A 25,702-nucleotide genomic window follows, 5' to 3' on the forward strand; every position below is an offset into this window, starting at 1 on the left:
ACACACCTCCGGTACGATCCGAAGTCGATACTCCGATCATACGAAGTCCAGACTTCGTTTATCAAGTGCGAGGGGGACCATGCGCGCCGACGGGCAGGCCAACCGGGGCCGCATCCTGGACGTCGCCGAGGAGGTCTTCGGCCGGGGTGGCGAGTCCGCGTCGACCGAGGAGGTTGCCCGCCTGGCCGGCGTCGGCATCGCCACGGTCTTCCGCCACTTCCCGACCAAGGCGGCCCTGCTGCAGGCCGTGCTCGTCCGGCGGTTCGACCGCCTGCGCGGCCAGGCCGAGGCGCTGCTGGAGGACGACCCCGGCACCGCGTTCTTCGGCTTCTTCCGCCACCTCGTCACCGACGCGCCCACGAAGATCGCGATCGGCGACGCCCTGCTCGACGCGGGCGGCGACGACGGCGGCGAGGCCGCCGAGGCCTCCCTCGGCCTGCGCCGCGCGGTGGGCGCCCTGCTCGAGCGCGCCCAGCAGGCGGGCGCCGTCCGCGATGACGTGGAGCTGCCCGAGGTCTACGCCCTGCTGGTGGCCATGTCCCGGGCGGCCGCCGTGGACGACGAGACGAAGACCCGCGCGCTCGCCATCGTCTTCGACGGCCTGGCCGCTACCGCAGCGCCGTAGCCGCGTCCGCGCCCCGCGCCCCGCTTCTGAACGCGAGCCAGAAGCACCAGACGGCGATCACCGGGTCGCACAGGGCGCAGCCGAACGACGAGTCGTGCAGCGACGGGATGATCGGCGCGCCCTTGTGGTGGTGGGCGACGTCCCACGCGGTGTGCAGCAGCCAGCCGAGGCCGATGAACGCGTACGACCGCAGCCCGGCGAACGCGAGGGCCGCCATGACCGCGGCGAACGCGAGCTCCCACAGCCCGAACCCGCCGCCGCTGATGTAGGCCGCGCCGGCCCCGCCGACCATGACGGCGTTGAACCGCCGCCGATGTGGTTCGGGCACGAACGAGTTGAGGGCCACGTACAGCGCCCCGATCGCCACCGGCACGACGTACCCCAGCATGGCACTCCTCCTCGGTCACCCGATCGTCGTCGGGTGCCCCGAAGTTAGCCGCGCGTCAGGGGTACGACACCGTCCTGCGATGCCAGAAACCAACGGATTCCCGCCAGCTCATGGGATCGGGTAGCTGACGCCGGTCAGGCGCTCCGACACCTCCCACAGCCGCCGCTGGGCCTCGGGGTCGTTGGCGCGGCGGCTCGCCTCGACGCGGCGCGGATAGCCGCGGATCTCCAGCAGGCCGTCCGGGCCGTAGTACTCGCCGCCGGCCGCCGCCGGGTCGGTGGCGGCGCGCAGGGTCGGCAGGGCACCCATCGCCGGGGTCCGGCCCAGCAGCCGGGCGATGAGCAGGTTGGGCACGCGGAACCACGGCGACGAGTACCGGAAGATCTCGGTCGTCGCGCCGCCGGGGTGGGCGGCGAGCGCCTGGGTGGCGTGGCCGGCCGCGCGCAGGCGGCGGTCGAGCTCGTGGGTGAACAGCAGGTTGGCCAGCTTGGAGCGGCTGTAGGCGGCGCCCCGGCCGCGCTGCGGGTCGGCCGTGTCTCCGGTCAGGTCGAGCCGCCCGAGCCGGTGCCCGATGCTGCTGACGGTGACGATCCGCGCGTCGCGCAGCCGGTCCAGCAGCAGGCCGGTGAGGGCGAAGTGGCCGAGGTGGTTCACGCCGAACTGCATCTCGAAGCCGTCCTCGGTGCGGCCCCGCATGCCGGTCACGCCGGCGTTGTTGACCAGCAGGTCGATCCGGTCGTAGCGCTGCCGGATCGTCTCGGCGGCCGCCCGGACCGCGGCGAGCGACGCGAGATCCAGCCGCACGATGTCCGCGGCGCCGATCGCTTCGGCAGCGGTACCGCCGCGAGCCAGGTCACGGCAGGCGAGCACGACGGTGGCGCCGCGCTGCGCCAGCACGCGCGCCGTTTCGAACCCGATCCCGGTGTTGGCGCCGGTGACCACGGCCACCCGGCCGTGCTGGTCGGGGACGTCGGCCTCAGTCCAGGTACGCAAGACTCCCACTCCTAACATGAACGACTGGTTCATGTTGTATGGTGAACGCTAGGTTCACCTTTTGGCAAGCAGGGGGAGTGCATGCGCGCCGACGCCGCCCGCAACCGGTCCGCGATCCTGGCCGCCGCCCGGCAGCTCATCGCGGCCCGCGGCCCCGGCGTGGGCATGGACGAGCTCGCGGCGGCGGCCGGGGTCGCGGTGGGCACGCTGTACCGGCACTTTCCGGCGAAGGAGGACCTGGTCCGCGCGATCGTCGCCGACCTGGCGACGGCCGTCGGCGAGGTGCTCGACGCGGGCCTGGCGGAGGTCCGCGCCGGCCGCCACACCGCGCACGAGGAGCTCGCCGCCCTGTTCCTCCGCGTGGTCGTCGAGATGGGCCAGGAGCGCCTGCTGCGCGAGGCCCTCGCCAGCCGCGAGGCGCTCGAGGCGATCCAGCGCCGGGCCGTGGAGGCGCTGACCGAGATCGTCGCCGCGGGCCACGCGGACGGCAGCCTGTGCCCTGACGTGACGGTCGACGACGTCGCCCTCCTGCTGCGCTCGGCCCCGGACGCCCAGACCCCCCGGCCGGACCGCGAACGCTGGGTCGAACTGGCCGGCCGCGCGCTGCGGCCCGCCGATCCCGCTGGCTTCCCGGGCGCCGATAGCTGATCATTTCGCCCTGTGGGTTGGTTCAAGCGCCGCAGGCGGGTCGTGCCGGATCCGCGGCTGGAGTTCGACGCGGACGGCCGGCTGACGGCGGCCTCGCTCGCCGCGGTCCGGAAGGCGGCCAAGGCCGGGCACGTCGGCGCGGTCGGCACCTTCGCGTCGCTGCAGGGCGACCTCGACCGCGCCGAGTCCTACTGGCTGGCGGTGGCCGCGCTCGACGGGCGCGGCAGCGCGGACGCGATGCTCGAGCTGGCGCGGCTGGCACTCGGCCGCGGCGACCACGCCGCCGCGGCCCGCTGGATCGAGCCGGTGCTCGGGCAGGACGACGTGTACCCGGTGACCGCGCTGGGTGTCGCCTTCCGGGACCACGGCGACGAGGCGACCGCGCTACGGCTGTTCCACGCGGCGATCGGCCGCGGCGACCCGTGGGCGATGGACTACGCCGCCCGGATCTACGCGGCCCGCGGCGAGTCCGGGCACGCGGCGGAGCTGCGCGGCCGGGCGGCGGACCTGCGGACCGTCGAGGCCATCCGGCAACCGCCGATCCTGGGCCTGTGACGCCGGCGTCCGGAGCTCGCCTCGCGTCATTGCGTCGCCAGGTGGCGTTCGAGCCAGCCGAGCAGGGCCGCGAACTCCGGCGACATGGTGGTGTCCGACTGGGTGAGGAAGATCGGCTGCCCGCCGTCCTCCACCGTGATCGTGTAGCTCATCGCGTCCCTGGCTCGTCCAGGTCGTTCCTCCTCGGCCGCCGGAGCGGTCGTCGCCGCTTCCACCAGGCGAGCCAACTCGCGCGCCTCCTGCTCCGGCAGAGCGTCGGCATCCATGACCCGGGGCGGGAGGCGCAGGTGGATCGCGGCCGCCTGCCCGCCGTGGGCCGCCAGCGTCACCTTCATCCCGCGCCTCCCTGGCCTGGTGTGCACTACTTCCGCGTCAACGCACCGACGTCGTCGGCCAGCGCCTTGGCGTGCGAGGAGAGGGCCTCGATCCGCCGGATGAAGTCGGCGATCGTCTCCTCGTTGCCGGCGACGCCGTCCGGCAGGCCGGCCGGGACGCGTTCGCGGCCCGCCTCCGGCGCGGCCGGCGTGCCGCTGATCGGGATGCCGACCTTGCTCCACGCCGCCTGCACCGCCGTTTGCTCGGTGCCGCCGGCTCCGTACAGCTCTTCCGCCTTCCAGTAGGTGGTGTCGGCGAAATCCTGGAACCCGGACTGCGCGTTGGACGCCTTCAGCGACTCGTACCAGATGCGCCCGGGGGCGTTCCACGCGTACCCGCCGATGCCTACCGCGGCCAGGTAGAAGGCCCGGTTGGGGATGCCGGAGTTGATGTGCACCCCACCGAAGTCGCCCTCCTCCGTGTCCGGCAGCCTGACGAATCGGCTCATGTGGTCCGGCTGCGGGTCCTTGCCGAACAGCTCGTTGTCGAACGCCGTGCCCGGCGCCTTCATCGATCGCAATGCGTCCGCGTCGATGCCAGGGGTGAACACCTCGGGTCCGATCAGCCAGTCCGCCTCGGCCGCCGTCTGGTTCAGCACCCGCTGCTTGACCATTGCCCCGAAGGCGTCGGACAGCGACTCGTTCAGCGCCCCCGGCTCGCCGTGATACTCCAGGCCGGCCGTGTGCTCGGTGACCCCGTGCGTCAGCTCGTGGGCGATCACGTCGACGGACCCGGTGAAATCGGTGAAGATCCTTCCGTCCCCGTCGCCGAACACCATCTCCTGCCCGTCCCAGAACGCGTTGTTGTAGTTCGTTCCGCGATGGACGAATGCCTGCAGCCGCATTCCCCGGTCATCGATCGAGTCGCGGTCGAACGCCTCCTTGTAGAAGTCGCGGGTCGCGCCGAGCCCGTCGAAGGCACGGTTGACGGACGCGTCGGCGACAGGTGGATCGGACTCCGACCTGACCAGCACGGCGAGCGGCAGGAACGTGCCGTTCCGGCAGTCGAAGATCGTTCGGCGGCCGTGGGCGGGCGCAATGGCGGAGCCCGCGAAACCCGCCCGCGCGGCTCGCCCGCCCCGCAGCTGGGCGGTGGTCACCAGGGTGCCCAGGGCGGCTCGGCGGATGTCCTCCTCGCCGCTTTCGAGCAGCTTCTGCAGGATGTAGGGCGGCATGATGCAGTTCCGGCGGTGATGGGTCCTGGTCATGGAACACCTCGGGTGTGTAGTCGGGATTCGGTCGGCGGCTTGCCGCCGTTGAGGTACTGGTAGAGGCGTGGGACCTGGTCCGGGAACCGGTCGGCGTTCAGCAGGACGTACGGGGCGGCAGTGCTGGTTCTCGGGCCGCGCTTGCGGTCCTTGCGCTGCTCGCGTTCGATGCCCAGCAGATAGTGGTCGGCCAGCAGGTGTCCCCATGCCCGTTCCCGCTTGAAGCGCGGGCCGTCGATGCGGACGCCTCGCCTGGTCGGGTCCGGCGCCAGAACGCCGAGTCGGGCGACGATGTCGAACTCGTTGCCGTAGCTTTCGATCCACGGGACCGGCGTGTCCTGATGGGTCGTGACGTAGCGCATCGCGGTCGCGCAGTTGGCGAAGCAATAGACCTCGAGCTTGGCGATCTCGCTCGGTTCCAGCGGGTCGAAGTCGGCGAGGTCCAGCGGTGCGTCGTCGGGGTACACCGGCTCGGGTCCGGCCGCGCGAAACGCCGGTGCCGTCGCCCGGCGTTCGTCCAGCCGTCGCAGGTACCGCAGTACCGCGCCGGCGATGATCGTCCCCTGTGAGTGCGCGATGAGCACCACGCGTGTCCTTTGTGGATCCTTCAGTGCGTCGTACAGCACGGGAAAGGTCATGGTCGCCGCCTCGCTGATGCGGGTCCAGCCCCACGCCTTGTCCAGCGCGCACTCGAGCAGGTCCTCGACGAATCCCCCGGTCGCGTTCTGGATCAGCGTGATCGGGCGGTGGAAGAGGTCGGCCAGGTAGGCCGCGTTCAGCTGCGCCACCGCGTCGTTGGTCATGATGCCGTTGACGAAGAGCCAGGCCTCGTCGGGATGTGCGGTGTAGTTGTTGTTGTGGTCACCGCGCTGCAGGACGAGCGTCGGGTGCCAGAACAGCCGCTCCACGATGGACGGGAGCAGCGGCGGAGTGAACGACGGCGGCGTCGCCGGCATCGACGGGACGACGACGTCGGCGACGAAGCCGAGCACCCGAGCCGGCCGCCACACGTCGAGCAGCCCGAACTCCGAGTAGCGATGGTGCGGTGGCAGCCAGGTCCACGGATGCCCGAGCAGCGACGAGAGGTACGCGGGTGGGATCCTGAGGGCATCCACGACGCCGCCGAGCAGGTCGTTCCACGCTCGACCACCGACCACGTACGACCGGTCCGTCGGGAAACGGTCGGCCAGGTCGGGCTCGGCGTGGCGCGCGTCGCTCTTCTCGTCGATGCTCATGTCCGCGTCCTCGCATCGTCGTGCCGTCTGCGATGCCGGCGGTCTGCTACCCCGGACCCGTCCCACCAACCGCACCCGCCGGCATCTCGTCGTGCGGCCCAACACGCGGCGCTGGCCGATTCGCTACACAGGGTGTGGCACGGCGCGCAGGATGCCGGGCACGTTGGACCCATGGCACCGACGGCTGGTGCGCCGTCGACAGAAACCTTCGCATCGACGTGCCGGGGCGCGCTGCAAAGGGTGAGCCGCAAGTACCCACCTCGGCATCAAGACCGTGAGGAGCAACCATGGCACTGCTGAGCACCCTGACCGAGGGCGCGTCGGCCACGAAAGCTGCGCCGGGCGGCGCCACACTGCTGCAGTCCGGCCCTGCCTCCCCCGTGGCGGAGGACATGCCCGGACCGCGCGCGGGCACCCGTGGTACCGCGCAGGACATGTACTTCTTCACCTCCATCGAGGACTTCCCGCCCAACACCGGGGACCTGGGCCTGACGCACGACGACGTGCAGGGCTTCTACGACTACATCCGGCAGTTCAGCACGCCGAACGCCTGGTACCGCGACGGTTCGGTCGGGCAATGGATCTACGAGGAGACGTACGACAACTACCTCGACGACTACGGGTTCGACGCGGCCCGCGTCGTGTACCACTCCGGGCACGGCTCGATGGACGGTAACGGCGTGTTCTGGCTCCCCGTGGGCAACGACTGGGGCGGAGACACCTGGACATCGTCGAACGACATGCGGCTGGGCAACGAACAGGCCCGCTACGCGTTCTGGTCGACGTGCCTGTCGCTGCGCGTCAAGGATGGACACACTCCGTTCCGCACCTGGTCCACCGCGAACCTCGGCCTGCGGATGATCTTCGGTTACGAGACGACGAGCGTCGACAGCGGCGACTACGGCAAGTTCTTCTTCGAGGAGTGGAACAGCGGCAAGTCGTTCAGCACGGCGTTCCTGGACGCCTCCTGGCGCATCAGCACCGCACAGGAACCATCCGTGGCCGCGTGCGGCGCGACCCAGGCCGAGGCGACGGACCGGCTGTTCAACGAGCGGGTGTTCAACGGCGACCGGGCCGACACCGCCTGGTGGTGGTGGCGGTGGTACAATGCCGCGCGAGCCCGCACACGCAACGTCCGGATCCCGGACGGGGCGCGCTCGGCGAAGCTCGCACCCGCCGTCGCCTCGCACGAGGATCTCGCCGCCTGGGCGGAGCGGTTCGACGTGCCCGTTCCTCCCGACGCCCGGGAGCGCGGGCTGCGCCACGGCATCATCTTCGGTGGAAAGGCCGGCGCCCGCGTCGCGGTCGACCCGGGCGGCGCCCGGGAGGTGTGGCTGGCCGAGACCTCGGACACCCGCCGGCAGATCGGCACCGAGCAGGCGGTCACGGCGGCTCAGCGGGCGGTCGAACAGTACCGGCTGGCCGAGAACGTCGACCTGGTCCTGGACCGCATCCGGTACGACCGGCACGCCGGACAGAGCGCCGACGAGCGCGTCGACGACGCGGTCCGGGAGATCACGGTGGACTTCGTGCAGGTCATCGACGGAGTCCCGGTCGTGGGCGCAGACGGGGGCAGGGTGCACGTCAGGGTCGACAACGAAGGTACGGTGACCGGCATCAGCGACTCCACGCATCAGGTGCGCGACCTGCGGGACCAGCCCGCCGTGCCGCCACAGCCGGAGTCCCGCAAGTCGCGCGCACCCCGGCCGAGCCTGGCCGGCAGCGTGCGGCGGGAAGGCGAGAACGGCGTGGCGTCCGCCGGCGGTGCGGCCGTCGACCAGGCCATCGACGAGGCGCTCGACACCGCGCTGCAGCGCCGCCTGCAGCGGATCGCGTCCGGCGGGCGCTTCCCCGGCGGGATCCGCACCGTGCCGGACACGACGGAGGTCGGCTACGCGCTGCGCGACGGCGACGCGGTGCTCGTGGCCCGCCGCGAGGTCGAGTTCGACTTCGGGCAAGGACTGGCGAAGCGGTACGTGCTCGCGCAGCCCATCGACGGCTGACCCTTCCCCGGGCACCCGCACCCGCGCGCGCGGGTGCCCGCGGCGGCCATCCGGAACCTCGCAAGCGTGGCCGGTCGCGAGCCGTAGCGCGGTTCGGTGGGTAATACGCGGTACACGGGGAAGCATCGACCCATGACCGCAACGCTCAAGGACCGGACCGTGCTCGTCGTCGGGCGGGGCAGCGGGATCGCGCGGGCCGTCACGGTCGCCGCGCGGGACGCCGGGGCGACCGTCGTGGCCGCCGGCCGGCACCGGGGCGGGCTCGACGACGCCTACCGGGACGAGCCCGGCATCGTCGCCGAGACCGTCGACCTCACCGACGAGCGCTCGATCGAGGCGCTGGGTGAGCGGCTCGGTACCGTCGACCACGTGGTCACCACCGCCTCCGCGCGGGCCCGCGGGCGGCTCGCCGACCTGGACCGCGACGACGTGCGGCGCTCGTTCGACACCAAGGTGATCGGCCCGCTCATGCTCGCCAAGCACCTCGCGCCGCGGATGCCCGAGGAGGGCTCGATCACCCTCTTCTCCGGCGTCGCCGCGGCGAAGATCGCGGTCGGCACCATGGCGGTCGCCATCACCAACGGCGCGGCCGACATTCTCGCCCGCTCGCTCGCCCTGGAACTCGCCCCGATCCGGGTCAACGCCATCTCACCCGGCGTGGTCGACAGCGGCGCCTGGGACGAGTTCGGCGGCCAGGGCAAGTCGGCCTACTTCGACATGATCAGCGCCCGCAACCCGGCCCGCCGCATCGGTACCGCCACCGAGATCGCCGACGGCGTCCTCTTCGCGATGACGAGCCCCTTCCTGACGGGTACCACGCTGCACATCGACGGCGGTGAGCCGCTCACCTGACCGACCCCTCGGTACGCCCGAAGTCGAACACGAACGTGCCGTCCTCGATGCGCTCGACGAGCTCGCCGACGTCACGGGCCTGCGGGACCGCCGTGTCCCAGCCGGTGCTGGCGACGTCCACCAGCAGCACGGGCGCGGGATCACGCCGCAGGTCCAGCACCAGCTGCGTCCGTGATCCATCGCTGCCGATGACGGCAATGCCCGGATGCGCGGCCGTGCGCTCGCCCCACGCCTCCTGGGCGGCGGCCGTCTCGCGCGGCCGGTGCAGCGATACGAAGGTCTCCTCAGAGATCCATCCTCGCCGGTACCACGACGAGCCCTGCAGATAGCTCCGCCACGAGGCCGGCAGCGGAGCGGTGAACTCGTCGTCGGGGATGGGCCCGCGGTACTCCGCCTCCTCGACGATCGCGCCGACGATGTGCGCGTTGAACTCGGCGAGCCGCTCGGCCGGGATCCAGTACTCCAGCACGTCCCGCCCACCGACCTGCTGCACCTGGTACTGCTCCAGGTGGGAGCGCTCGACCTCGAACCGCGTCACGTACCCGACCCCACCGGCGGGCACATTCCACTCCCGCGCGATCCTGGTCGCGTACCACCGGTTCAGTACGGGGTAGAAGATCGGCTGGTCGGCCAGGCGCGGCGGCCACTCCCGCCACCCCGAGGCCGCCACGAGGTCGAGCTCGCCCTGCCCGGTAGGCCGCCAGAGCGTGATGGTGTCGGACACCCCGATCATGATGCCGCACCTACGCTGTCCGCGTGGACGAGTTCTGGGCGCTGCTCGAAGCGTCCGGCCGGTGCGGGCCGGCAGCAGCGCGAGGCCATTCTGCGCGACTTCGTCCAGCACCTCTCGGCCACGCGGGATCCTGTGAACACTCTTCGGCGAGCGCTGGAGGGGCGGTACACAATTGACGGATGGAGTGGGTTCGAGTGTGTGCCTACGCGAACGTCACGGGGTGTCCGCGGCCGGACGAGGCCCTGCGGCATTGACTGCGGGAGCGGGGCATCGACTGGATGCCCATCGCCGCTGAGCAGGTCATGATCGGGCTCTACTGCGGGCCCTGGGGCGGCACGATCGACATCCAGGTCGCGGGCGCCGCGCTGTGGCCGCTCGGGCTGCATCCGGACCAGCCCACGTCGCGGATCGTCGGGCCGCCGCGGCCCAAGTGGTGGCACGCCGAGGCCGACCGGTCCTGGCGGCGTACGCCGGACGAAGCGACCCCGCGGCCCCGTCGGCGGCCGCGTTCGTGACCGGCGCGCCCGGGCTCCTCGGGCGCACCGTGAGCGACCGGCGCGCCGCGGTCGGCCCCGCCCTGCCCGCCCTGCCCCGGGCCGCGCTGCAAGCCGCGCCGCGAGCCCCGCCCTGCCCCGCCCCACGCCGCGCCATGGTCGGCGCCGCGCCGCGCCGGAAGCCCCGCCGTGGTCGGCGCCCCCTCCCCGACCTCGCGCCGCGCCGGGAGCCCCCGCGATCTTGGAGTTGTGGTCCTGGAAATGTCCGATAAAAGCGATAAATCCGGGACCACAAGTCCAAGATCGCGGGGGGCGTGCCGCAGTTGGCGGCGCCGGGCGGCAGGCGTGGGCGGCGTGTTAGCTCTTGCGGGGGTCTCGGCGGGTCTTGGCGTCCGTCAGGCGGCGGCGCAGGTCATCGCGCACGTCCATGACCGCGGCGTGCAGGTCGTCCTCGGTCGACACGGTGACGATCTTGTCCAGGCCTGGCGTCCAGCACTCCAGCGTGACCTTCTGGCCGGGGGACTGGCGGTCCTTCACCGAGATCTCCAGTTCGGTCGCGTCCGCATTGAACGACGCGAGCCGGGCGTCCAGCGGGCCGAACTGCTCGGTGATCCAGTTCCGGTCACCCTGGGTGAAACCTGCGCCCACGCGCAGGCACTGCTCGACGGTGGCGGGGTTCGAGACGCTACTCATGTCGATCGTGTACCCCGGAGCGTGCCGGAAAAAAACCATTTGACGGCCGCGATATGTTCATCCTCCGTGCTTCCGGACGGGTGGGGTCACCCACGCTTCTGGAGGAGCACGTGTCCCTGCGCCGCCCGCCCGCGCTGGCGTTCCTGCTGGTCACCGTCGTGATCGACATGCTCGGTCTCGGCATCGTCGTGCCCGTCGTCCCGAGCCTGATGACCGCCGTCACCGGCGACCCGGTCGCCGCCGCCCACTGGTCGGGGTGGATCGACGCGAGCTTCGGCGTGACCCAGTTCCTGGCCGCGCCGCTGCTCGGCCGGCTCGCCGACCGCTACGGCCGCCGTCCCGTGCTGATCGGCGCGCTCACCCTGCTGGGCCTGGACTACCTCGCCCACGCCCTGGCCGGCGCGCCCGGCCCGATGCTCGTCGCGCATGCCGCCGCGGGAGCCCTCGCCGGTACCACGACCGTCGTCAACGCCTACATCGCCGACGTCACGCCGCCGGCTGAGCGGCCGCGGGCGTTCGGTCTCGTCGGCGCGGCGTTCTCCGTCGGGTTCGTCGCCGGGCCGGTGCTCGGTGGTGTGCTCGGCGCCGTCGACCTGCGGCTGCCGTTCCTGGTCGCGGCCGGGCTGGCCGGGGCCAACGCCCTGTACGGCGCGTTCGTGCTGCCCGAGTCGCGGCCCGGTGACCGGACCACCAGCATCGCCTGGACGGTGGCCAACCCGGTCGGGGCGATCGCCGCGCTGGCCCGCCGGCCCGGGCTCGGGCGCCTCACGGTGTCCCGCCTGCTGTCCGACGTCGCCCGGATGACGAACCAGGTCACCTGGACGTTCGTCGTGATCGCGCGGTTCGGCTGGGACACCGTCAAGGTCGGCGCGGTCCTGGCGGCGAGCGCGCTGCTCGGCGCCCTCTGCTCGGCCACGCTGTCCGGGCCGTACGTGCGGCGACTCGGGGTACGCCGGGCGGCCATCGTCTCAGCATGGGCCGGAGCCGTCAGCCTCGCCGGCTTCGGGCTGGCCGGGCCGGCGTGGATCGTGCCGCTGATGGGGCTCGGCGCGGTGGCTGCCCTGGGCGGCAACGCGGTCCAGACGTGGATCACCTCGGCCACCGACGAGCGCGAGCACGGGACCGTGCAGGGTGCGCTGACCGGCATCGCGGCGCTGGCCGAGGCCGGTGTGCCGGCGGTGGCGACCGCGCTGTTCGCCTGGAGCCTGGCGGTGCCGCTGCCGGGGCTCGTCCTCGTCGCGGCCGGGCTCGTCGCCGCGGCGTCGGCGCTGGTCCTGTGCTCCACATTAAGAGTGTCTTAGGGCGGTACCGCCCGTCGATACCCTCCCGTTACGTTTGGCTGGCCCGATCGGACGTCGCCGCCTCGCCCGAGGCAGCCCGGACGGGCGCCGCCGAGTCGGCGGTCCGGCGCCCGTCCCCCGGGCACCGGCGGCCGAGCCGGGGACCCACCTGGGCGAGCGATCGCCCACGGGGTGAATCCGTGGCGCGACTGGCCGCGGTAGGGCGCCTTCTTCTCGCCCGAACCCGTCAGCTCACCCGGTAGGCGGTCCGGAAGAAGGAATCCGCCGTGTCCAACGGACGAACGCTCCTGCGTGCTCTGCTCGTCGGGATGACGGTGGCGGCGGTCGTGGCGCCCGCGTGCGCCGCCCACGCCGACCCGACAGCGGCCGAGATCCAGGTGCAGATCGACGACGGCAACCGCAAGGTGGAGCTGATCGTCGAGGAGTACAACAAGGTCAACGGCGACCTCGCCGCGACCCAGACGGCGCTGGCCGACCTCGACGCCAAGCTGCGCCCGCTCCAGGCGCAGATGGCCGCGGCCCAGGTCAACGTCGAGCAGGTGGCGGTGTCGGCGTACAAGACGGGCAGCCACCTGCGCACGCTGTCGGTGGTGCTCGGCGCCGGGTCGTCGGAGGGCTTTGTCGACCAGCTCGGCACCCTCCAGCAGATCTCCCACAACCAGCAGATCGAGCTCGACACGTTCACGGCCGCGAAGAAGGCCTACGACGCCGAGCAGCAGCGGCTCAACACCCTCCTCGCCACCCAGCAGACCCAGAAGGGCGAGCTGGAGACGCGGCGCAAGCAGATCGAGGCGGACATCGCCCGGCTCGACGCGCTGCAGGACAAGGTGAACGCGGAGGAGGCCGCGAAGAAGAAGGCCGCCAGTACCCCGACCACCACCAACCCCGGCCCGCCCCCCGCGGTGTCCGGCCAGGCGGGCAAGGCGGTCTCCTACGCCTGGGCGCAACTGGGCAAGAAGTACGTCTGGGGTGCCGCCGGCCCGAACACGTTCGACTGTTCCGGCCTGACGATGATGGCCTGGAAGGCCGCCGGAGTCACCCTGCCGCACAATGCGGCCCAGCAGTGGGGCAAGGTCAAGCACATCAGCCGCAGCCAGCTGGCCCCCGGCGACCTGGTCTTCTACAACGGCCTGGGCCACGTGGGCATCTACATCGGCAACAACCAGATCATCCACGCCCCGAACAGCCGCACGGTGGTGAAGGTCGCCCCGATCGACGTCGACCCGCTCTACGGCTACGGCCGCCCGGGCTGATCGACGCCGCCTCGTGGGCCGGTCCGCCCCCTCGACGGACCGGCCCACGCGGTTGTCAGTGTCCTTCGCATGCCCGTCATCCTTCCCGCCGGCGGCGGTCGACGGATGGGCTCGCCTACCCGATCCCCCTGAGTAGGCGTACTCAGGGGGATCGGCATGGGCGGCAACGATCAGTATCTGGCGATGTAGAGGCGCTGCCCGGCCGGCCGGAAGCCGGCCCGCTCGTAGACCCGCCACGAGTCGTCGCCGCCGGCCTCCAGCCAGGCCACCTCGACGCCGGCTTCGAACAGCCGCCCGGCGATCTCCGCGGTGATCGCCCCGGCCAGACCCCGACGGCGGTGGGCCGCGCCGACCGCGATGCCGCCGACCTCGCAGATCCCGTCGCTGGGCACGACCGTGCCGCCGCCACCGGCGTACCGGCCGTCGGTGGTGCGGGCGCCCACGAACACCCCGCCGCGCAGGCTGACGCGGCGCTGCCGGTCGATGTCCGCGGGCCCGGCGTCGCCGGGCGAACCGAACGCCTCGTTCTGGACCGCGATCATGCCGGCGATCTCACCGTCGGTCTCCGGGACGAACAGCTCGAAGCCCGCCGGAACGGGCTGCGCGACGAGCGTTGCCGGCATGCAGGTGAGGTACTCGTTGCGGGCCTCCACGGCGAACCCGGCGTCGAGCAGCAGTTGCTCGAGCTCCGGGGCGCAACTGGTGACGTACTCCAGCCGCGGCGGCCGACCGGCGAAGGCCGTGACCAGGTCGGCGACGTCGGCCGCGGTGATCTCGGCGCCGGGAACCGGCGTCGCGTAGTTGATGTGCGGACTGTCGGTCCCGTGGTCCAGCCCGAGCACGAACGGGCCGGACTCGACGGCGTTCAGGCGGGTGCACAGGTTGGCGACAACGGCGCGCTGAATGCGCAGATCCATGGTGAGATGACCCTTTCGAGGGCTCGGAAGAAAAGGCGAAGCGAGGGCAGATGTCAGCGGCAGAGGCCGCTGGGGACCGCCGGGATCACAGGCTTCACTCTTTCGAGCACTCGGGGATCGCGCGCCTCATGCGCGGATCGCGCTGCGACTCTATCAGGCCGCCGCGGTGCGGAAGGTGTTGCGGTACGTCGTCGGGGAGACGCCGATCGTCTCGCTCATGTGGAGGCGCAGCGACGCGGCCGTGCCGAAGCCGGACTCGGCCGCCACGCGGTCGACCGGGAGGTCCGTCGTCTCCAGGAGGCGGCGGGCGTGCTCGACGCGCTGGCGGATCAGCCACTGGCCCGGGGTCAGGCCCACCTCGTCGCGGAAGCGGCGGGAGAACGTGCGCACGCTCATCCGGGCGTGCGCGGCCAGCTCGGCCAGGCTGATCGGGCGACCAAGCCGGCCCAGCGCCCACTCGCGGGTCGCCGACGTCGTCGCGGCGGAGGCCTCGGGGACCGGGCGTTCGATGTACTGCGCCTGGCCGCCCTCCCGCCACGGCGGCACGACGCACAGGCGGGCGACCCGGTTTGCGGCGGCGCTGCCGTGGTCGCGGCGGAGCAGGTGGAGGCAGACGTCGACGCCCGACGCGACCCCGGCCGACGTCAGGATCTCGCCGTCGTCGACGAACAGCACACCGGCGTCGACGACGACGTCCGGGAACGTGCGCTGGAAGTGCTCGGCGTCGTTCCAGTGCATCGTCGCCCGGCGGCCGTCGAGCAGGCCGGCCGAGGCGAGCACGTACGCCGCCGAGCAGATCGAGACGATCCGCGCCCCCGGACGCACCCGGCGCAGCGCCGCCTCGATCCCGTCGGGCAGCCAGTCGCGCGGACCCTCCGGCCCGCACACGAACGGCGGCAGCACCAGCGTGTCGGCGGTGTCGATCACCTCGGCGCCGTGCCGGACGGTCACCGCGAAGTCGGCGCTCGTCGCCACCGGCCGGCCGTCGAGGCTGCAGGTCATGACCTCGTACAGCGGGGCGCCGTCCGGATCCGCGGCGGTGCCGAAGATGCGGGCCGGGATGCTCAGCTCGAACGGATAGACGCCGTCGAGGGCCAGGACCACCACGCGATGAGGCATGGCCAGATCTTTGCACATCTTGGCGATCTGGCCACTCGATGATCGGGATCCCGATCGGCAGGGTTGAGGCACACCAATCCGAAAGGCACTCCACATGCGCGCAATCGATCAGGTCACGTTCGGCGGCCCCGAGGTACTCCAGTTGGTCGAGGCCGACAAGCCCGAGCCCGGACCCGGCGAGGTGCTCGTCCGCGTCCACGCGGCCGGCGTGAACCCGACGGACTACTGGCACCGCGCCGGCGGCGGGTTGCTCGGCCGGCCGGTGCGGCTCGGCTGGGACGTCTCCGGCGTCGTCGAAGCGGTGGGCGTCGGCGTCGCCGTGCACCGGCCCGGCGACGCGGTGTTCGGCATGCCCCGCCTGCCCCACGAGGCCGGCGGTTACGCGGAGTACCTCACCGCGCCCGCCCGCCACCTCGCGCCCAAGCCGGCCACCCTGTCCCACGTGGAGGCCGCCGGCCTGGGCCTGGCCGGCCTCACCGCATGGCAGGCGCTGGTCGACCTCGCCGACGTCCAGCCGGGCCGGCGCGTCCTGGTGCATGCCGCCGCCGGAGGCGTGGGTCATCTGGCGGTACAGCTGGCCAAGGCGAAGGGCGCATACGTCATCGGCACCGCCCGCGCGGCCAACCACGAGTTCCTCCGCGGGCTGGGCGCCGACGAACTGGTCGACCACACCACGGCCGACTTCGCCGCCGAACTGTCCGATGTGGACATCGTCGTCGACACCATCGGCGGCGAGTACGGCCCGCGCTCCCTGCGCACCCTCCGCCCGGGCGGCATCGTCGTGTCGCTGGCGTCACCGGCCGAGGCGGCCCTGGCCGAGCCGGCCGCCGCCGCCGGCAGGCGGGCCCGGTTCATGATCGTCGAGCCGGACCAGGCCGGCCTGCGGGCCCTGAGCGGGCTGGTCGCCACCGGGCAGCTGCGCGTGGCCCTGGACACGGTCCTGCCGCTGGAGGAGGCCGCCAAGGCGCACGAGCTGGGTCAGGCCGGCCGGGCCCGGGGCAAGATCGTCCTGACCGTGGCGGACTGACTAGACCCGTCTTTCGCACATGGTTGTGCGTGGTGGCGGGTTGGGGTGGTTGGGTTTGTGGATGGGTGTTGGTGGTGGTTCTCGGGGTCGTCGGTTGGTGGGTGGGCGGCGGGCGGAGCTTGTGGCGGTACCGGTGCTGGAGAAGCGGTTGGGGTCGTTGCCGGTGATCGCGGAGTTCTCCCGCCGTCTGGACATCGCGGGGGTCATCGACCGGGTTTGCCCGGTCCGGGACGTTGCTCATGCGACGCATGGGCAGGTGATCGAGGTGCTGATCGCGAACCGGTTGACGAACCCGTCGGCGATGGTCGGGATCTCGGCGTGGGCGTCGGCGTGGGCGGTTGAAGAGGTTTACGGGGTTCCGGCCGCGGTGTTCGGTGATGACCGTCTTGCTCGGGCGCTGGACGCGATCGCCCCACAACTGGACCAGATCGTCGGATCGGTGGGGGCGGCGGCGATCGCAGCGTTCGGGGTCGACGTGGCCAGGTTGCACTGGGACATGACCAGTGTGTCGCTGCACGGCGCCTACGACGACGTCGAGGACGGGTTCCCGGCGCCGGGGTGGGGACATCCGAAAGACCGCCGCACCGATCTCAAACAGATCCAGGCCGGGATTGCGGTCGCCTCCGACGGCGGCGTCCCGATCTTCCACCAGGCCTACGACGGTGGCGCTGGAGAGATCTCCCAGGTCGTCGAGGCGATGCAACGCCTGCAGGTCCTGGCTGGACCCCGCCGGTTCCTGCTGGTCGGGGACTCGAAACTGCTGTCCTACGGCAACATCACCGCGATGAGCGGCGCCGGCGTCGGGTTCATCGCACCCCTCGCCGCGAAACGGGTCCCGGCTGGGCTGTTCGCCTCCCTCGATCCCGCCCGGGCGGTGCCGGTGGACTACACCGCACTGCGCGACGCCGGTAAGCCCGCCGACCGGCGCGGCGGCTACCGGGTCGTCGAGGACGTCATGGACATCCCCGGACCCCGCAAACGCGACCCGGTCCACCACCTGCGCCGGGTCCTGGTCCACTCCACCGCGAACCAGGCCGCCGCGATCAAAGCCCGCACGCTGAAACTCGACAAGGCCCGCACCGAACTGGACACCCTGGTCCGCACCGCCGGCACCCGATATCACCCCGACACCGCCGCAGTCACCGCCAAAGCCGAACAGATCAGCCGGCACCGCCGCATCGGCAACTACCTACGCACCCGGATCACCACACACCCCGACACCGGCAAACCGGTCTTCACCTGGCACTACGACCAAGCCGCCATCCAGGCCGAAGCCGCCACCGACGGCTGGTACGCCCTGCTGTCCAACCTGCACCCCGACGAGGCCGACCCCGCCGAAATCCTGCGCCGCTACAAGAACCAACCCGCCGTGGAACAACGCTACGCCACCATCAAAGGACCCCTCGCCGTCACACCCATGTTCCTGCAACACAACCGCCGGATCACCGCACTCATCACCGTCATCTGCCTCGCCCTGCTCATCTTCAGCCTCATCGAACGCGAACTCCGCACCAACCTCGCCGCGCAAGGCCACACCGACATGGCCGGGTTCTACGCCTACGACAACCGCGCCACCCGACCCACCGGCCGACTCATCCTGCAAGCCCTCCACGACCTACGACTCATCCCCGCCCACAACCAACAACCACCCAGAATCCCTCACCCCGGATGGCTACAAGCCCAAATCCTCGCCCTCCTCAACACCGACCCAACCCAACCCCGCTGGCCCTAAACCACCGCACAACCACGTGCGAAAGACGGGACTAGACCGTCTCGGTGACCGGCGCGGGCCGGCGGCGCGACAACCACCGCTCGACGAGGAGCGTGGTCAGCGGCGGTACCGAGGCGGCGAGGGCCACGACGGTGCGCACGAGCGACCACCGCTCGGCCCGCGCGACCCACAGGGTTGCCACCAGGTAGGCGATGAACAGGGCGCCGTGCAGCCGCCCGAACAGCCACACGCCCGCATCGGTCGTCTCGGCGACGTGCTTGAGATACATGCCGATGAGGAGGCCGGTCCACGAGAAGGCCTCGGCGATCGCGGTGATGCGGAACAGGCGGTACGGCTGCATGACGACCGAGGATAACCGCCCGGCGGACGGGTCACCGCTCGCCGGGCGGCGGGCGTGGCGTGTGCCACGCGCGGGCCTCAGCGGATGACCCGGCAGACCAGCGCGTCCGAACTGCCGCGGAAGGCGCTCATGACCACGTCCGCGGTGAGGTACTTGCAGGCGAGGTACGGGTCGCCGGAGCCGACGTAGGTCAGCGGGCTCGACCCGGTGTAGCAGCGCAGGCCGGAGCTCTCGTAGAAGCCGATCCAGGCCGAGGGGTACTTCGAGTGGCAGTAGTCGCCGATGGACAGCGGCCCGAAGGGCACGTCGACGACGGCCGCCTGCGCGGGCGAGGCGAACGTGAGCGTGCCGGCGAGGGCCAGCGCGGCGCCGGCGGCGAGGGTCACGAGACGACGAAGCACGGTACAACCTCCACGAACCTGGGGAAGAAGATCGCGGCGCCGCACTCATCATGGGCGAGGAACGCTTCCACGACAATGGATGTGTTGCCCAGCCATGCCGCTCAGCGCCGCGAGCTCGGCCGGCCAGGCTCGCTGGGCCTGGGTGTCCGGGACGGTGAGGCCGCGGGCGCGTTCGAGCAGCGGCCAGGCCTGCTCCGGCGGGACGCCGTTCAGGGCCAGGATGCCCGCCGCGAGCAGCGAGGCGCGGCCGATGCCGATGCGGCAGTGCGTGACGACGTGCGCGCCCTCGCGGACCCGGCCGGCGAGGCCGCGGAGGACCGGCAGCACGGCGGACGGGTCCGGCACCTCGCGGTCGGGGATCGGGATCGAGACGTACTCCAGGCCGGCCGCGCGCGCCGCGTGCGGTTCGCCGGCGAGGCCGACCTCGTGCAGCTCGGCCGGCGTGAGGGCGCAGACGAGGACGTCGACGCCGGCGGTGCGCAGGGAGGTCAGCTCGTCGGCGAGCCAGTCGCCGGCCCGGGGCTTGGCCATGGTGCTGAGCCGCCCCGGGCCGGGAATGTCCACAGTGAACAGTGTCGGGCGCATCGGTGGTAGGAGCCTCGCGGGGTCGTGGATCAGGCCGCCGGGGCCGTCTCGTAGGTCATGAACGTCTGGCTGTCGGCTGCCTCGCTGCGGACCCGGCCGCCCGAGATGCGGCGCAGCCACACCGCGATCGCCCGGTCCAGCCGATACGTCTCGATGTTGTGGCGGCAGATGTCGAGGGAGATCACGCCTCCGTGCTCCTCGGCGTGACGGTACATCGCCTCGATGAGCCTCACGAAGACGCCCTGCTCGTGCCCGGGGACGGCGACGAAGCCGCAGTACCAGATCCGGTTGTCCGCGTAGTGGGCCGGCCAGCGGCGGGCGAAGTACTCGGGGGAGATGAGGGGCCAGGCGCTGAGCTGGTTCGTGTACGTCGCGAGACCCAACAGTACGCCGTCGTCGGAGTAGGCCAGCCACTTCTCCACGCGCGTGTCGGTCATCACGGCGTCGAACTCGGCGCGGTACATGAGATGCCGCTGGACGGTGAGGGCATTGAGGTGACGGAATGCGGTGTCGTACAGGGTCCAGGCGAGTTCGAGCTGCTCTCCGACGAGATCCGCGTGAATGTCGATCTTCATCCCGACGCTCCGAGTTACGTTCAGTAGGGCTCTGTGTACAGACTGTACGCATGGCGGGGTGTGATCGACAATCATCAGAATCTTCGCCATAAGGGAGGCCCTGATCCCGCGCGCAGGACGCCGAGTCCTGGACTTCCGGTACCTGATCGGTTCCCACCGGAAACCGATCCGCCGATCGTCGCGGTCCCCGCCGCCGTGCGAGGCTCGGGGTCATGGGGCTGTCGTTCGAGGTGCATCGGCGGGCCGCGGGGCAGATCATCCTGCTGCTGCGCGGGGAGCTGGACCAGGAGACCGCCGGGACGTTCCACCAGGCCCTGGCCACCGCGCTCGCGGCGTTCCCCAGCGACCTGCTGCTCGACCTGAGCATGGTGACGGCAATGGGCGCCGGTGGCCTCGGTGTGCTGCTGGCCGTGCGCCGCGCCGCCGACCAGCTGCGCTGCCGGCTGGCCCTGCAGGCCGCCAGCCCCGCGGTCCGCGACGAGCTGCGCGCCCGCGGCCTGGCCGACGACCTGCGACCGGTTGGAGCCTCAGGCGGCGCCGGTGCCCGCGGCACCGCCTGAGGAGTCACTCGACTAGCAGGCGCCCTGGTCCTCCCAGGCGCCCCACTGGCCGGACGTCGACGGGTTCTCACCCTGCGTCCACCACTTGGCGCGGTACTTGCGGTTGCTGTACTGCACGACCGTGTTGCCGCTGTACGCGGTCGTGGAGTTCCAGACCGGCAGCCCCGCGCAGCCGGTGCCGGTGCTGGTCGACGGCGAGGCCGAGGCCGACGTCGAGGCCGACGGTGAGGTGCCCGAGCAGGCACCCTGGTCGACCCAGACCGCGTTGACGCCTGGCGTGTCGCCCTGCGTCCACCACTGGGCCTTCCACGTGCGGCCGTTGTACGACACCAGGTTGCCGCCCGTGTAGACCGCGGTCGACGACCAGGCCGGCGCCGTGCAGGTGCCGGTCCCGCCCGACGGGCTGGTCGACGTCGTCGGGGACGCCGTCGGCGCGGTGCCGCCGCGGGCGTAGTCGGCCGCGAGCGCGTAGGTCTGGCCGCCGAAGGCGAGCGTGAAGTTCGACGGGCCGGAGATCGGCAGCTGGTAGTTGAGCGTGACCTCGGCGAACGAGCCGGCCGCGATCGCCGCCGGGATCGTCAGCCGGACCCGGTGGAAGTCGCCCTTGAGGCCGCCGACGTTGCTGCCGGTGTGGCCGGTGGAGACGACGGTCAACGCCCAGCCGGACTGCTGGCCGAGCGTGCCGGGCGTGGTGGTCGGGTAGTCGAACTCCAGCTGCGCGCCGGCCGGGATCGGCGCGCCCGTGTTGTTGACGAGCCGCAGCTCCGGGTTGATCGGGTAGTTGTTGTCGCCGAGCGCGAAGCCGCTCACCTGTACGCCGACGTTGAGCGTCGCCGTGGGCAGGGTGATGTTGGCCTTCTTCGCGCCGTACGGGCCGGCCGTCTTGAACTTGTCGTAGAGGATGGTCGTCATGGTGTTGCCCATGTAGTACTCGCCGCGGGTGGCGTTCCAGGCGTAGTCACCGGCGAGCTCCCAGATCATCACGCCGCCGATGCCCTTGTTCACCACGTAGTCGGCCTTGACGCCGATGGACTGGTCGTCCTCGGTGGACAGGAACACCTGCTTCTGCGCGTTCCACAGCCACGGCGCGACCAGGGCGCTGGAGTAGTTGCGGGCGTAGGTGCCGCTGATGCGGTCCTCGGGGTCGGTCGCCGGCGTCAGGCCGTACGCCTCCAGGTAGCTGCCCTGCCGCCCGTCCTGCAGGTTCTTGGCGTGCCACATCGGGTTGGCCCCCGCCGGCACCTCGGCGTTGAGCTCCGTGTCGTGCCACAGGTTGTCGATGCCCACCGCGCCGTTGCCGCACGGCGTGGTCGAGCCCACGGTCCCGCCGGTGCCGGCCGGGCACTTCGTCTGGTCCGGCAGTGCCGCCCGGCCCCACAATCCGTTGGTACCACCGGTGACCCCGCGGAAGCCGCGGGTGTAATACGGCACGCCGATGTTGATCCGGCCGGACTGCATGGCGCCGCGGAAGTAGTGGTAGGCCCAGTCGGTGTTGAGGTAGCCGATGTTCTGGTACGCCCCGTACACGCCGCCGGCCGCGAGCTCCGCGTCGTCGCCGTTGTCGTAGAGCGCCGCGTTCGGGCCGACGAAGTGGTTCCACGCGCCGTGCAGGTCGTACGACATGATGTTGACGTAGTCGAGGTACTGCAGCGCCTGGTAGGCCTCCATGCCGCGCAGCAGCCAGCCGGAGGCGGGCGCGGCCACGGTCACCATGTAGTACTTGCCGTCCGCGGCGGAGGCGGCGTCGAGCTTCTCCCGCAGCGTCTTCATGAGCACGTGGTAGGAGGCGTTGAGCCCGGCCCGCTTGGCGTCCGCCTGGGCGAAGTCGAGCGGGTTGCCGGCCTTGTTGTTCGACGTCGGGTACTCGTAGTCGATGTCGACGCCGTCGAAGCCGTACGTGCGCAGGAAGCTCACGACGGAGTCGGCGAACGTGTTGATGCCGGCCGTGTTGACGGTGTTGGTTCCGGTGGTGGTCATGCGGTAGAAGCCGCCGGAGTCGACCCGGCTGCCGTCGTCACCGAAGTAGCCGCCGGTTTCGGCCCAGCCGCCGACGCTGATGAGCGTCTTTACGTTGGGGTGCTGCTTCTTGTACTTGTTGAGCAGGTTGAAGTGCCCGGTGTAGGAGTACGCGGGGTCCATCTCGGCCCCGGCGACGCCCGGCCAGGTCATGTTCGTCGACACGTTGTCGGCCGCCGTGGGCGTGCCGACCGAGATCTTGTTCGCGCCGTCCACGTGTGCGAACGCGTAGTTGATGTGGGTGATCTTGTCCCACGGGATCTGGCTGGCGAGGTAGGCCGGTGCGCCGTTCTTGCCGGTGCGCCAGCTGGTGAAGTACCCGATGATCCGCCGGCCGTGGTCGGCGCCGAGCGTCTCCCGGCCGTTGGTGTCGTAGGCGTTGCAGTAGGGGACCGTGACGCCGGGCGTCTGGTAGAGCCCGTCGGGCCGGCAGGCCGCGTGGTCGACCTCCGCGCTGGCGGTCGTCACGAAGAACGCCGCCGAGGCCGCCACCAGGGCGGCCGTCGCAGCGGACAAGAGGTGCAGAGCGCGTCGTCGCATAGAACCCTCCGCCAACCGTTAATAAACTTAACAGTAAAGTGACCTCAAGGTATAGCGGCATCGATGCGTTGAACGCAAGGGTTGTTATGCCTGCCGAAAGGTAGGCGGCAATTCCTTCGGTTCCCCTTGCCCGGATCGAGATCACCGAGACGGCCGCGGCTACGCCCGCCGCCGCGCACCCGGCAAGGCTGGGCCCGGCGACCTGAGCCACCCGACGCCATGATCGATGGCGGGTTCTGGTTGCCATGACAGCCAGAACCCGCCATCGATCATGAAAGCCGCCCCTCTGCCGGCGTGGCTCGTGGGTTGCGTCAACGCTGGCCCATGATCATGGGAAACATCCGGCTGCCAGGGCGACCAGATGTTTCCCATGATCACGGAACGCCACCCCGCGCAGCCGCTGTGGGGCGGGCAATTCGCTCAACACGACAACAAGGCGGAGGTGGGGCGAGCGCGGAGCTAGGCGTCCAGGGGGTTGAGGGTGATGCGGGTGGCGAGGTCCCGGCGGATCGATGCGGCCGCCGCGCAGTGGGGCTTGCGGACTGCCTGGTCCTCGAAGTCGGCCAGGAACTCCGACGTGAAGCCCAGCCGGGGGTAGCGGCGCAGTGTCGCGGCCCGGGCGTCCGGCGGGAACTCGTCCGCGTGGCGGCCGATGATCTCCCAGCTCGTGGCCACCTGCAGCACGTGCGCCTCCGGATCGGCGGCGGCTGACACGTCGTCGCGCATGTGCAGGACGATGATCTGCGCGATGCGGTCGGCCCGTGGGGGTGGCCAGCCGGCGGCGTAGGCGAACACCCGGGCCAGGTCCCCGCCCGCCTCCTCGAACGGCACCGTGTGGCTGTCGAAGGACGGTGTCAGCGCGATGTCGTGCAGCAGCGAGCCCACGCAGAGCAGCTCGTCGTCGCAGGCGATGCCGTGCGCCTGGCGGTACATTGCGCCCCACGCATAGGTGCGGACCGAGTGGTTGAGCAGTGCGGGCGAGCAGTGGCGCTCCGCCACCGACAGCGCGGCGGCGACCGCGGGCGTATCCGGCAACACACCGACACTGTCGGGCAACCCGTCAGCCGACGGCATCATCCGCGCGGAGTGAGCCGGTGCGCAGGGCCACCGCCACGAGCAGGGCCACGCCGAACAGCCAGCTCACCGGGAGCGCGGCCGTCGACGGCCAGTGCGGCGCCGGCAGCGGGGGCAGGTCCGTGGTGGAGCCGAACGCCGGCAGCGCCCAGCCCGTCAGGCGCCACACCGCCAGCGACACCACCAGGCCGCACACCCCGGACGCGACGACCAGCGCCGGATAGGTCCACAGCGCGGCCCGGCGGACCGTGTCGCGGCCCAGGCCCTGGAGCCGGAGCGCCGCGCGGTCGGAGGCGCGGTCCCGGCGGTCGACCGCGGCGATCAGGCCGATGCCGCCCGCGGCGAGGACCACCGCGAGGAACCCGGCGCACAGGTGGAACCAGAGGGACAGTGCGGGGCCCTGCTGGTCCAGGCGGTCGCGTACCGAGCCGGCCGTGCGCTCGCCCGTCACCGACAGGCCGGCCGCGGCCAGGCGGTCCAGCACGTCCGGCGGTGCGGCCGCGTTCAGCCACACCTCTGGCGACCGGGCCAAGCCGGCGTCGACCGCGACGCGGTCGGCGTACTCCAGGTCGGCCAGCATCCCGGCAGTCCCGACGCGGGGGAGTGCGGTGAACCGCGCGAGCGCCCGGACGGGCATGGCCCGCTCGTCGAGGCCGGGCACCTGCGCGGGCGCGGCGCCCGCGGTGACGACCGGCAGCGGGTACGGCGCGTCGGACGGCTGCAGCCACGCCGGCGAGTCGACCAGGCCGGCGACCGAGAGGGTCAGGCCGTCGCCCGACGCCGTCACCGCGCCGCCGCTCACGCGCCAGTGCGACGCGTCGAACAGGTCGGCCGACGACAGGGACCGCAGCGTGATCGAGGCGTCGGCGGCGCCGCCGGTACCGTCGCGGCTCAGGCTGATGCCGGCCAGGCGGCAGCCGCCGTCGCACATGCGCTCGCGCTCGGTGAACGTGTGCGGGCCGTTGTCGAGCAGGCCGAAGTCGAGGGTCGTCGTGTCGGGGCCGGTGAGCGACGCGAGGACCATCCGCAGCCGCACGCGCTCACCCGAGTCGATGCCGGCCACGACGGCGTCCAGGGTCACGTCGCGGGCCGGGAACACGACGGGGGCGTGCGCCGGCGGGTGCAGAAGGTCCGCGGCCCGGTGCAACGAGCCGTAGGAAGGCAGCTGGTCGACGACGGCGGGCAGGCGGGACGAGTCCACCGCCCAGCCCGTGCCGGGCAGCTCCGCGACCGCCATCGCGAACGCGCCGGACGGGTCGGCCGCCCGGACCGCGCGCAGCAGCTCGTGCCGGCTCACCGGGGCGACCGACACCACCCGCGGCGCGCCGGTGCCGATCCGCGCGGCCAGCTCGCGGTCCTGGCGGGCCACGTCGGCGGCGCTCACCGCGTAGCCGAGCACGGCGACCGCCGCGACCAGCAGCAGCATCATCCACGTGACCACCCACGTCGGCCTGCTCGACG

25 protein-coding genes, 2 pseudogenes and 1 riboswitch are annotated in these 25,702 nt (G+C 71.7%); of the genes and pseudogenes, 11 read left to right on the plus strand and 16 right to left on the minus strand.

The genetic code is table 11. From position 1 onward, the window contains the following. Nucleotides 1-79 precede the first annotated feature (79 nt). Complete coding sequence (locus ABZS66_RS30760; protein ID WP_354763725.1) at nt 80-625, plus strand: helix-turn-helix domain-containing protein; 546 nt, start codon at nt 80-82, stop codon at nt 623-625. Here the strand turns inward: ABZS66_RS30760 and ABZS66_RS30765 are convergent. Next, a complete protein-coding gene (locus tag ABZS66_RS30765; protein WP_354763727.1) occupies nt 609-1,013 on the minus strand; it encodes a DUF6010 family protein in 405 nt (134 codons plus the stop codon). The genes ABZS66_RS30760 and ABZS66_RS30765 overlap by 17 nt on opposite strands. A 108-nt stretch (nt 1,014-1,121) precedes the next feature. Then, complete coding sequence (locus tag ABZS66_RS30770; RefSeq protein ID WP_354763728.1) at nt 1,122-2,024, minus strand: oxidoreductase; 903 nt, start codon at nt 2,022-2,024, stop codon at nt 1,122-1,124. A 63-nt stretch (nt 2,025-2,087) separates the two neighbouring features. Between ABZS66_RS30770 and ABZS66_RS30775 the strand changes: the two genes are divergently transcribed. Together ABZS66_RS30775 and ABZS66_RS30780 are read left to right on the plus strand one after the other, a co-directional pair. After that, nucleotides 2,088-2,654 carry a helix-turn-helix domain-containing protein gene (locus ABZS66_RS30775; protein ID WP_354763730.1) on the plus strand — a complete coding sequence of 189 codons (567 nt, stop codon included), beginning with the start codon at nt 2,088-2,090 and terminating at the stop codon, nt 2,652-2,654. Between the two features lie 12 nt (nt 2,655-2,666). Then, nucleotides 2,667-3,209 (plus strand): hypothetical protein, encoded by a 543-nt coding sequence (locus ABZS66_RS30780; RefSeq protein ID WP_354763732.1) that lies wholly within the window; start codon nt 2,667-2,669, stop codon nt 3,207-3,209. Between the two features lie 26 nt (nt 3,210-3,235). On the opposite strand, the gene ABZS66_RS30785 is transcribed toward ABZS66_RS30780, so the two are convergent. The 3 genes from ABZS66_RS30785 to ABZS66_RS30795 are packed head-to-tail and all read right to left on the minus strand — an operon-like array spanning nt 3,236 to nt 6,026. Continuing rightward, the gene (locus ABZS66_RS30785; RefSeq protein WP_354763734.1) at nt 3,236-3,544 is read right to left on the minus strand and encodes a protealysin inhibitor emfourin; all 309 of its coding nucleotides are present in this window, start codon (nt 3,542-3,544) and stop codon (nt 3,236-3,238) included. A gap of 26 nt (nt 3,545-3,570) precedes the next feature. Continuing rightward, nucleotides 3,571-4,791 carry a M4 family metallopeptidase gene (locus tag ABZS66_RS30790; RefSeq protein ID WP_354763736.1) on the minus strand — a complete coding sequence of 407 codons (1,221 nt, stop codon included), beginning with the start codon at nt 4,789-4,791 and terminating at the stop codon, nt 3,571-3,573. Then, on the minus strand, nt 4,788-6,026 hold the full coding sequence (locus ABZS66_RS30795) for a hypothetical protein (protein ID WP_354763738.1): 1,239 nt from the start codon (nt 6,024-6,026) through the stop codon (nt 4,788-4,790). The genes ABZS66_RS30790 and ABZS66_RS30795 overlap by 4 nt, the downstream gene beginning before the upstream one ends. A 287-nt stretch (nt 6,027-6,313) precedes the next feature. On the opposite strand from ABZS66_RS30795, the gene ABZS66_RS30800 reads away from it, so the two are divergent. Both ABZS66_RS30800 and ABZS66_RS30805 read left to right on the plus strand, forming a co-directional pair. Beyond that, the gene (locus ABZS66_RS30800) at nt 6,314-8,029 is read left to right on the plus strand and encodes a DUF6345 domain-containing protein (protein ID WP_354763740.1); all 1,716 of its coding nucleotides are present in this window, start codon (nt 6,314-6,316) and stop codon (nt 8,027-8,029) included. Between the two features lie 132 nt (nt 8,030-8,161). Beyond that, nucleotides 8,162-8,881: an SDR family oxidoreductase gene (locus ABZS66_RS30805; RefSeq protein ID WP_354763742.1), complete on the plus strand. Its 720-nt coding sequence runs from the start codon at nt 8,162-8,164 to the stop codon at nt 8,879-8,881. Nucleotides 8,882-9,284: 403 nt separating this feature from the next. Here ABZS66_RS30805 and ABZS66_RS30810 read toward each other — a convergent pair. After that, nucleotides 9,285-9,605: pseudogene (locus ABZS66_RS30810) on the minus strand (ADP-ribosylation/crystallin J1); the annotation flags it as partial. Nucleotides 9,606-9,892: 287 nt separating this feature from the next. Between ABZS66_RS30810 and ABZS66_RS30815 the strand changes: the two are divergent. Beyond that, complete coding sequence (locus tag ABZS66_RS30815) at nt 9,893-10,129, plus strand: hypothetical protein (protein WP_354763744.1); 237 nt, start codon at nt 9,893-9,895, stop codon at nt 10,127-10,129. 336 nt (nt 10,130-10,465) lie between these two features. Here ABZS66_RS30815 and ABZS66_RS30820 read toward each other — a convergent pair whose 3' ends face one another. Beyond that, entirely contained in the window at nt 10,466-10,801 is a 336-nt protein-coding gene (locus tag ABZS66_RS30820; protein WP_354763746.1) for an HPF/RaiA family ribosome-associated protein, read from the minus strand. A gap of 110 nt (nt 10,802-10,911) precedes the next feature. On the opposite strand from ABZS66_RS30820, the gene ABZS66_RS30825 reads away from it, so the two are divergent. Continuing rightward, nucleotides 10,912-12,102: an MFS transporter gene (locus ABZS66_RS30825; RefSeq protein ID WP_354763748.1), complete on the plus strand. Its 1,191-nt coding sequence runs from the start codon at nt 10,912-10,914 to the stop codon at nt 12,100-12,102. Nucleotides 12,103-12,214: 112 nt separating this feature from the next. Continuing rightward, nucleotides 12,215-12,363, plus strand: a riboswitch (cyclic di-AMP (ydaO/yuaA leader). A gap of 5 nt (nt 12,364-12,368) precedes the next feature. Continuing rightward, a complete protein-coding gene (locus ABZS66_RS30830; protein WP_354763750.1) occupies nt 12,369-13,355 on the plus strand; it encodes an NlpC/P60 family protein in 987 nt (328 codons plus the stop codon). Between the two features lie 170 nt (nt 13,356-13,525). Here ABZS66_RS30830 and ABZS66_RS30835 read toward each other — a convergent pair whose 3' ends face one another. Both ABZS66_RS30835 and ABZS66_RS30840 read right to left on the minus strand, forming a co-directional pair. Continuing rightward, on the minus strand, nt 13,526-14,272 hold the full coding sequence (locus tag ABZS66_RS30835; RefSeq protein WP_354763752.1) for a GNAT family N-acetyltransferase: 747 nt from the start codon (nt 14,270-14,272) through the stop codon (nt 13,526-13,528). Nucleotides 14,273-14,425: 153 nt separating this feature from the next. Further along, nucleotides 14,426-15,391, minus strand: a complete 966-nt coding sequence (locus ABZS66_RS30840) for a helix-turn-helix domain-containing protein (RefSeq protein ID WP_354763754.1) — start codon at nt 15,389-15,391, stop codon at nt 14,426-14,428. A 94-nt stretch (nt 15,392-15,485) separates the two neighbouring features. Here ABZS66_RS30840 and ABZS66_RS30845 point away from each other — a divergent pair, with 94 nt between their 5' ends. Then, nucleotides 15,486-16,418 carry an NADP-dependent oxidoreductase gene (locus tag ABZS66_RS30845; protein ID WP_354763756.1) on the plus strand — a complete coding sequence of 311 codons (933 nt, stop codon included), beginning with the start codon at nt 15,486-15,488 and terminating at the stop codon, nt 16,416-16,418. A 61-nt stretch (nt 16,419-16,479) separates the two neighbouring features. Next, nucleotides 16,480-18,150, plus strand: coding sequence for an IS1634 family transposase (locus ABZS66_RS30850; RefSeq protein WP_354763758.1), 1,671 nt, complete (start codon nt 16,480-16,482; stop codon nt 18,148-18,150). Nucleotides 18,151-18,181: 31 nt separating this feature from the next. Here the strand turns inward: ABZS66_RS30850 and ABZS66_RS30855 are convergent, their stop codons facing one another. The 4 genes from ABZS66_RS30855 to ABZS66_RS30870 form a co-directional block, all read right to left on the minus strand. Then, a complete protein-coding gene (locus ABZS66_RS30855) occupies nt 18,182-18,490 on the minus strand; it encodes a DUF3817 domain-containing protein (RefSeq protein ID WP_354763760.1) in 309 nt (102 codons plus the stop codon). 77 nt (nt 18,491-18,567) lie between these two features. Further along, nucleotides 18,568-18,891 (minus strand): hypothetical protein, encoded by a 324-nt coding sequence (locus ABZS66_RS30860; RefSeq protein ID WP_354763762.1) that lies wholly within the window; start codon nt 18,889-18,891, stop codon nt 18,568-18,570. 48 nt (nt 18,892-18,939) lie between these two features. Then, nucleotides 18,940-19,476, minus strand: coding sequence for a tyrosine protein phosphatase (locus ABZS66_RS30865; RefSeq protein ID WP_354763764.1), 537 nt, complete (start codon nt 19,474-19,476; stop codon nt 18,940-18,942). A gap of 29 nt (nt 19,477-19,505) precedes the next feature. Continuing rightward, nucleotides 19,506-20,051 carry a hypothetical protein gene (locus ABZS66_RS30870; RefSeq protein ID WP_354763766.1) on the minus strand — a complete coding sequence of 182 codons (546 nt, stop codon included), beginning with the start codon at nt 20,049-20,051 and terminating at the stop codon, nt 19,506-19,508. 212 nt (nt 20,052-20,263) lie between these two features. Between ABZS66_RS30870 and ABZS66_RS30875 the strand changes: the two genes are divergently transcribed. Continuing rightward, nucleotides 20,264-20,611 carry an STAS domain-containing protein gene (locus ABZS66_RS30875; protein WP_354763768.1) on the plus strand — a complete coding sequence of 116 codons (348 nt, stop codon included), beginning with the start codon at nt 20,264-20,266 and terminating at the stop codon, nt 20,609-20,611. A gap of 12 nt (nt 20,612-20,623) precedes the next feature. Here ABZS66_RS30875 and ABZS66_RS30880 read toward each other — a convergent pair whose 3' ends face one another. The 3 genes and pseudogenes from ABZS66_RS30880 to ABZS66_RS30890 all read right to left on the minus strand — a co-directional run. After that, on the minus strand, nt 20,624-23,167 hold the full coding sequence (locus ABZS66_RS30880; protein WP_354763770.1) for a glycosyl hydrolase family 18 protein: 2,544 nt from the start codon (nt 23,165-23,167) through the stop codon (nt 20,624-20,626). Nucleotides 23,168-23,626: 459 nt separating this feature from the next. Then, nucleotides 23,627-24,205 (minus strand): HD domain-containing protein, encoded by a 579-nt coding sequence (locus ABZS66_RS30885; RefSeq protein ID WP_354763772.1) that lies wholly within the window; start codon nt 24,203-24,205, stop codon nt 23,627-23,629. 22 nt (nt 24,206-24,227) lie between these two features. Next, nucleotides 24,228-25,702: pseudogene (locus tag ABZS66_RS30890) on the minus strand (hypothetical protein); the annotation flags it as partial.

This window comes from Dactylosporangium sp. NPDC005572 (genome assembly GCF_040605515.1).
Taxonomy (GTDB): Bacteria; Actinomycetota; Actinomycetes; order Mycobacteriales; family Micromonosporaceae; genus Dactylosporangium.

What these genes read in the sequence shown, in the direction of transcription:
- ABZS66_RS30760 (WP_354763725.1), top strand. Translation starts at nt 80, where the DNA reads ATGCGCGCCGACGGGCAGGCCAACCGGGGCCGCATCCTGGACGTCGCC.
- ABZS66_RS30765 (WP_354763727.1), bottom strand. Translation starts at nt 1,013, where the DNA reads ATGCTGGGGTACGTCGTGCCGGTGGCGATCGGGGCGCTGTACGTGGCC.
- ABZS66_RS30770 (WP_354763728.1), bottom strand. Translation starts at nt 2,024, where the DNA reads ATGTTAGGAGTGGGAGTCTTGCGTACCTGGACTGAGGCCGACGTCCCC.
- ABZS66_RS30775 (WP_354763730.1), top strand. Translation starts at nt 2,088, where the DNA reads ATGCGCGCCGACGCCGCCCGCAACCGGTCCGCGATCCTGGCCGCCGCC.
- ABZS66_RS30785 (WP_354763734.1), bottom strand. Translation starts at nt 3,544, where the DNA reads ATGAAGGTGACGCTGGCGGCCCACGGCGGGCAGGCGGCCGCGATCCAC.
- ABZS66_RS30790 (WP_354763736.1), bottom strand. Translation starts at nt 4,791, where the DNA reads ATGACCAGGACCCATCACCGCCGGAACTGCATCATGCCGCCCTACATC.
- ABZS66_RS30795 (WP_354763738.1), bottom strand. Translation starts at nt 6,026, where the DNA reads ATGAGCATCGACGAGAAGAGCGACGCGCGCCACGCCGAGCCCGACCTG.
- ABZS66_RS30800 (WP_354763740.1), top strand. Translation starts at nt 6,314, where the DNA reads ATGGCACTGCTGAGCACCCTGACCGAGGGCGCGTCGGCCACGAAAGCT.
- ABZS66_RS30805 (WP_354763742.1), top strand. Translation starts at nt 8,162, where the DNA reads ATGACCGCAACGCTCAAGGACCGGACCGTGCTCGTCGTCGGGCGGGGC.
- ABZS66_RS30815 (WP_354763744.1), top strand. Translation starts at nt 9,893, where the DNA reads ATGCCCATCGCCGCTGAGCAGGTCATGATCGGGCTCTACTGCGGGCCC.
- ABZS66_RS30820 (WP_354763746.1), bottom strand. Translation starts at nt 10,801, where the DNA reads ATGAGTAGCGTCTCGAACCCCGCCACCGTCGAGCAGTGCCTGCGCGTG.
- ABZS66_RS30835 (WP_354763752.1), bottom strand. Translation starts at nt 14,272, where the DNA reads ATGGATCTGCGCATTCAGCGCGCCGTTGTCGCCAACCTGTGCACCCGC.
- ABZS66_RS30840 (WP_354763754.1), bottom strand. Translation starts at nt 15,391, where the DNA reads ATGCCTCATCGCGTGGTGGTCCTGGCCCTCGACGGCGTCTATCCGTTC.
- ABZS66_RS30845 (WP_354763756.1), top strand. Translation starts at nt 15,486, where the DNA reads ATGCGCGCAATCGATCAGGTCACGTTCGGCGGCCCCGAGGTACTCCAG.
- ABZS66_RS30850 (WP_354763758.1), top strand. Translation starts at nt 16,480, where the DNA reads ATGGGTGTTGGTGGTGGTTCTCGGGGTCGTCGGTTGGTGGGTGGGCGG.
- ABZS66_RS30855 (WP_354763760.1), bottom strand. Translation starts at nt 18,490, where the DNA reads ATGCAGCCGTACCGCCTGTTCCGCATCACCGCGATCGCCGAGGCCTTC.
- ABZS66_RS30865 (WP_354763764.1), bottom strand. Translation starts at nt 19,476, where the DNA reads ATGCGCCCGACACTGTTCACTGTGGACATTCCCGGCCCGGGGCGGCTC.
- ABZS66_RS30870 (WP_354763766.1), bottom strand. Translation starts at nt 20,051, where the DNA reads ATGAAGATCGACATTCACGCGGATCTCGTCGGAGAGCAGCTCGAACTC.
- ABZS66_RS30875 (WP_354763768.1), top strand. Translation starts at nt 20,264, where the DNA reads ATGGGGCTGTCGTTCGAGGTGCATCGGCGGGCCGCGGGGCAGATCATC.
- ABZS66_RS30880 (WP_354763770.1), bottom strand. Translation starts at nt 23,167, where the DNA reads ATGCGACGACGCGCTCTGCACCTCTTGTCCGCTGCGACGGCCGCCCTG.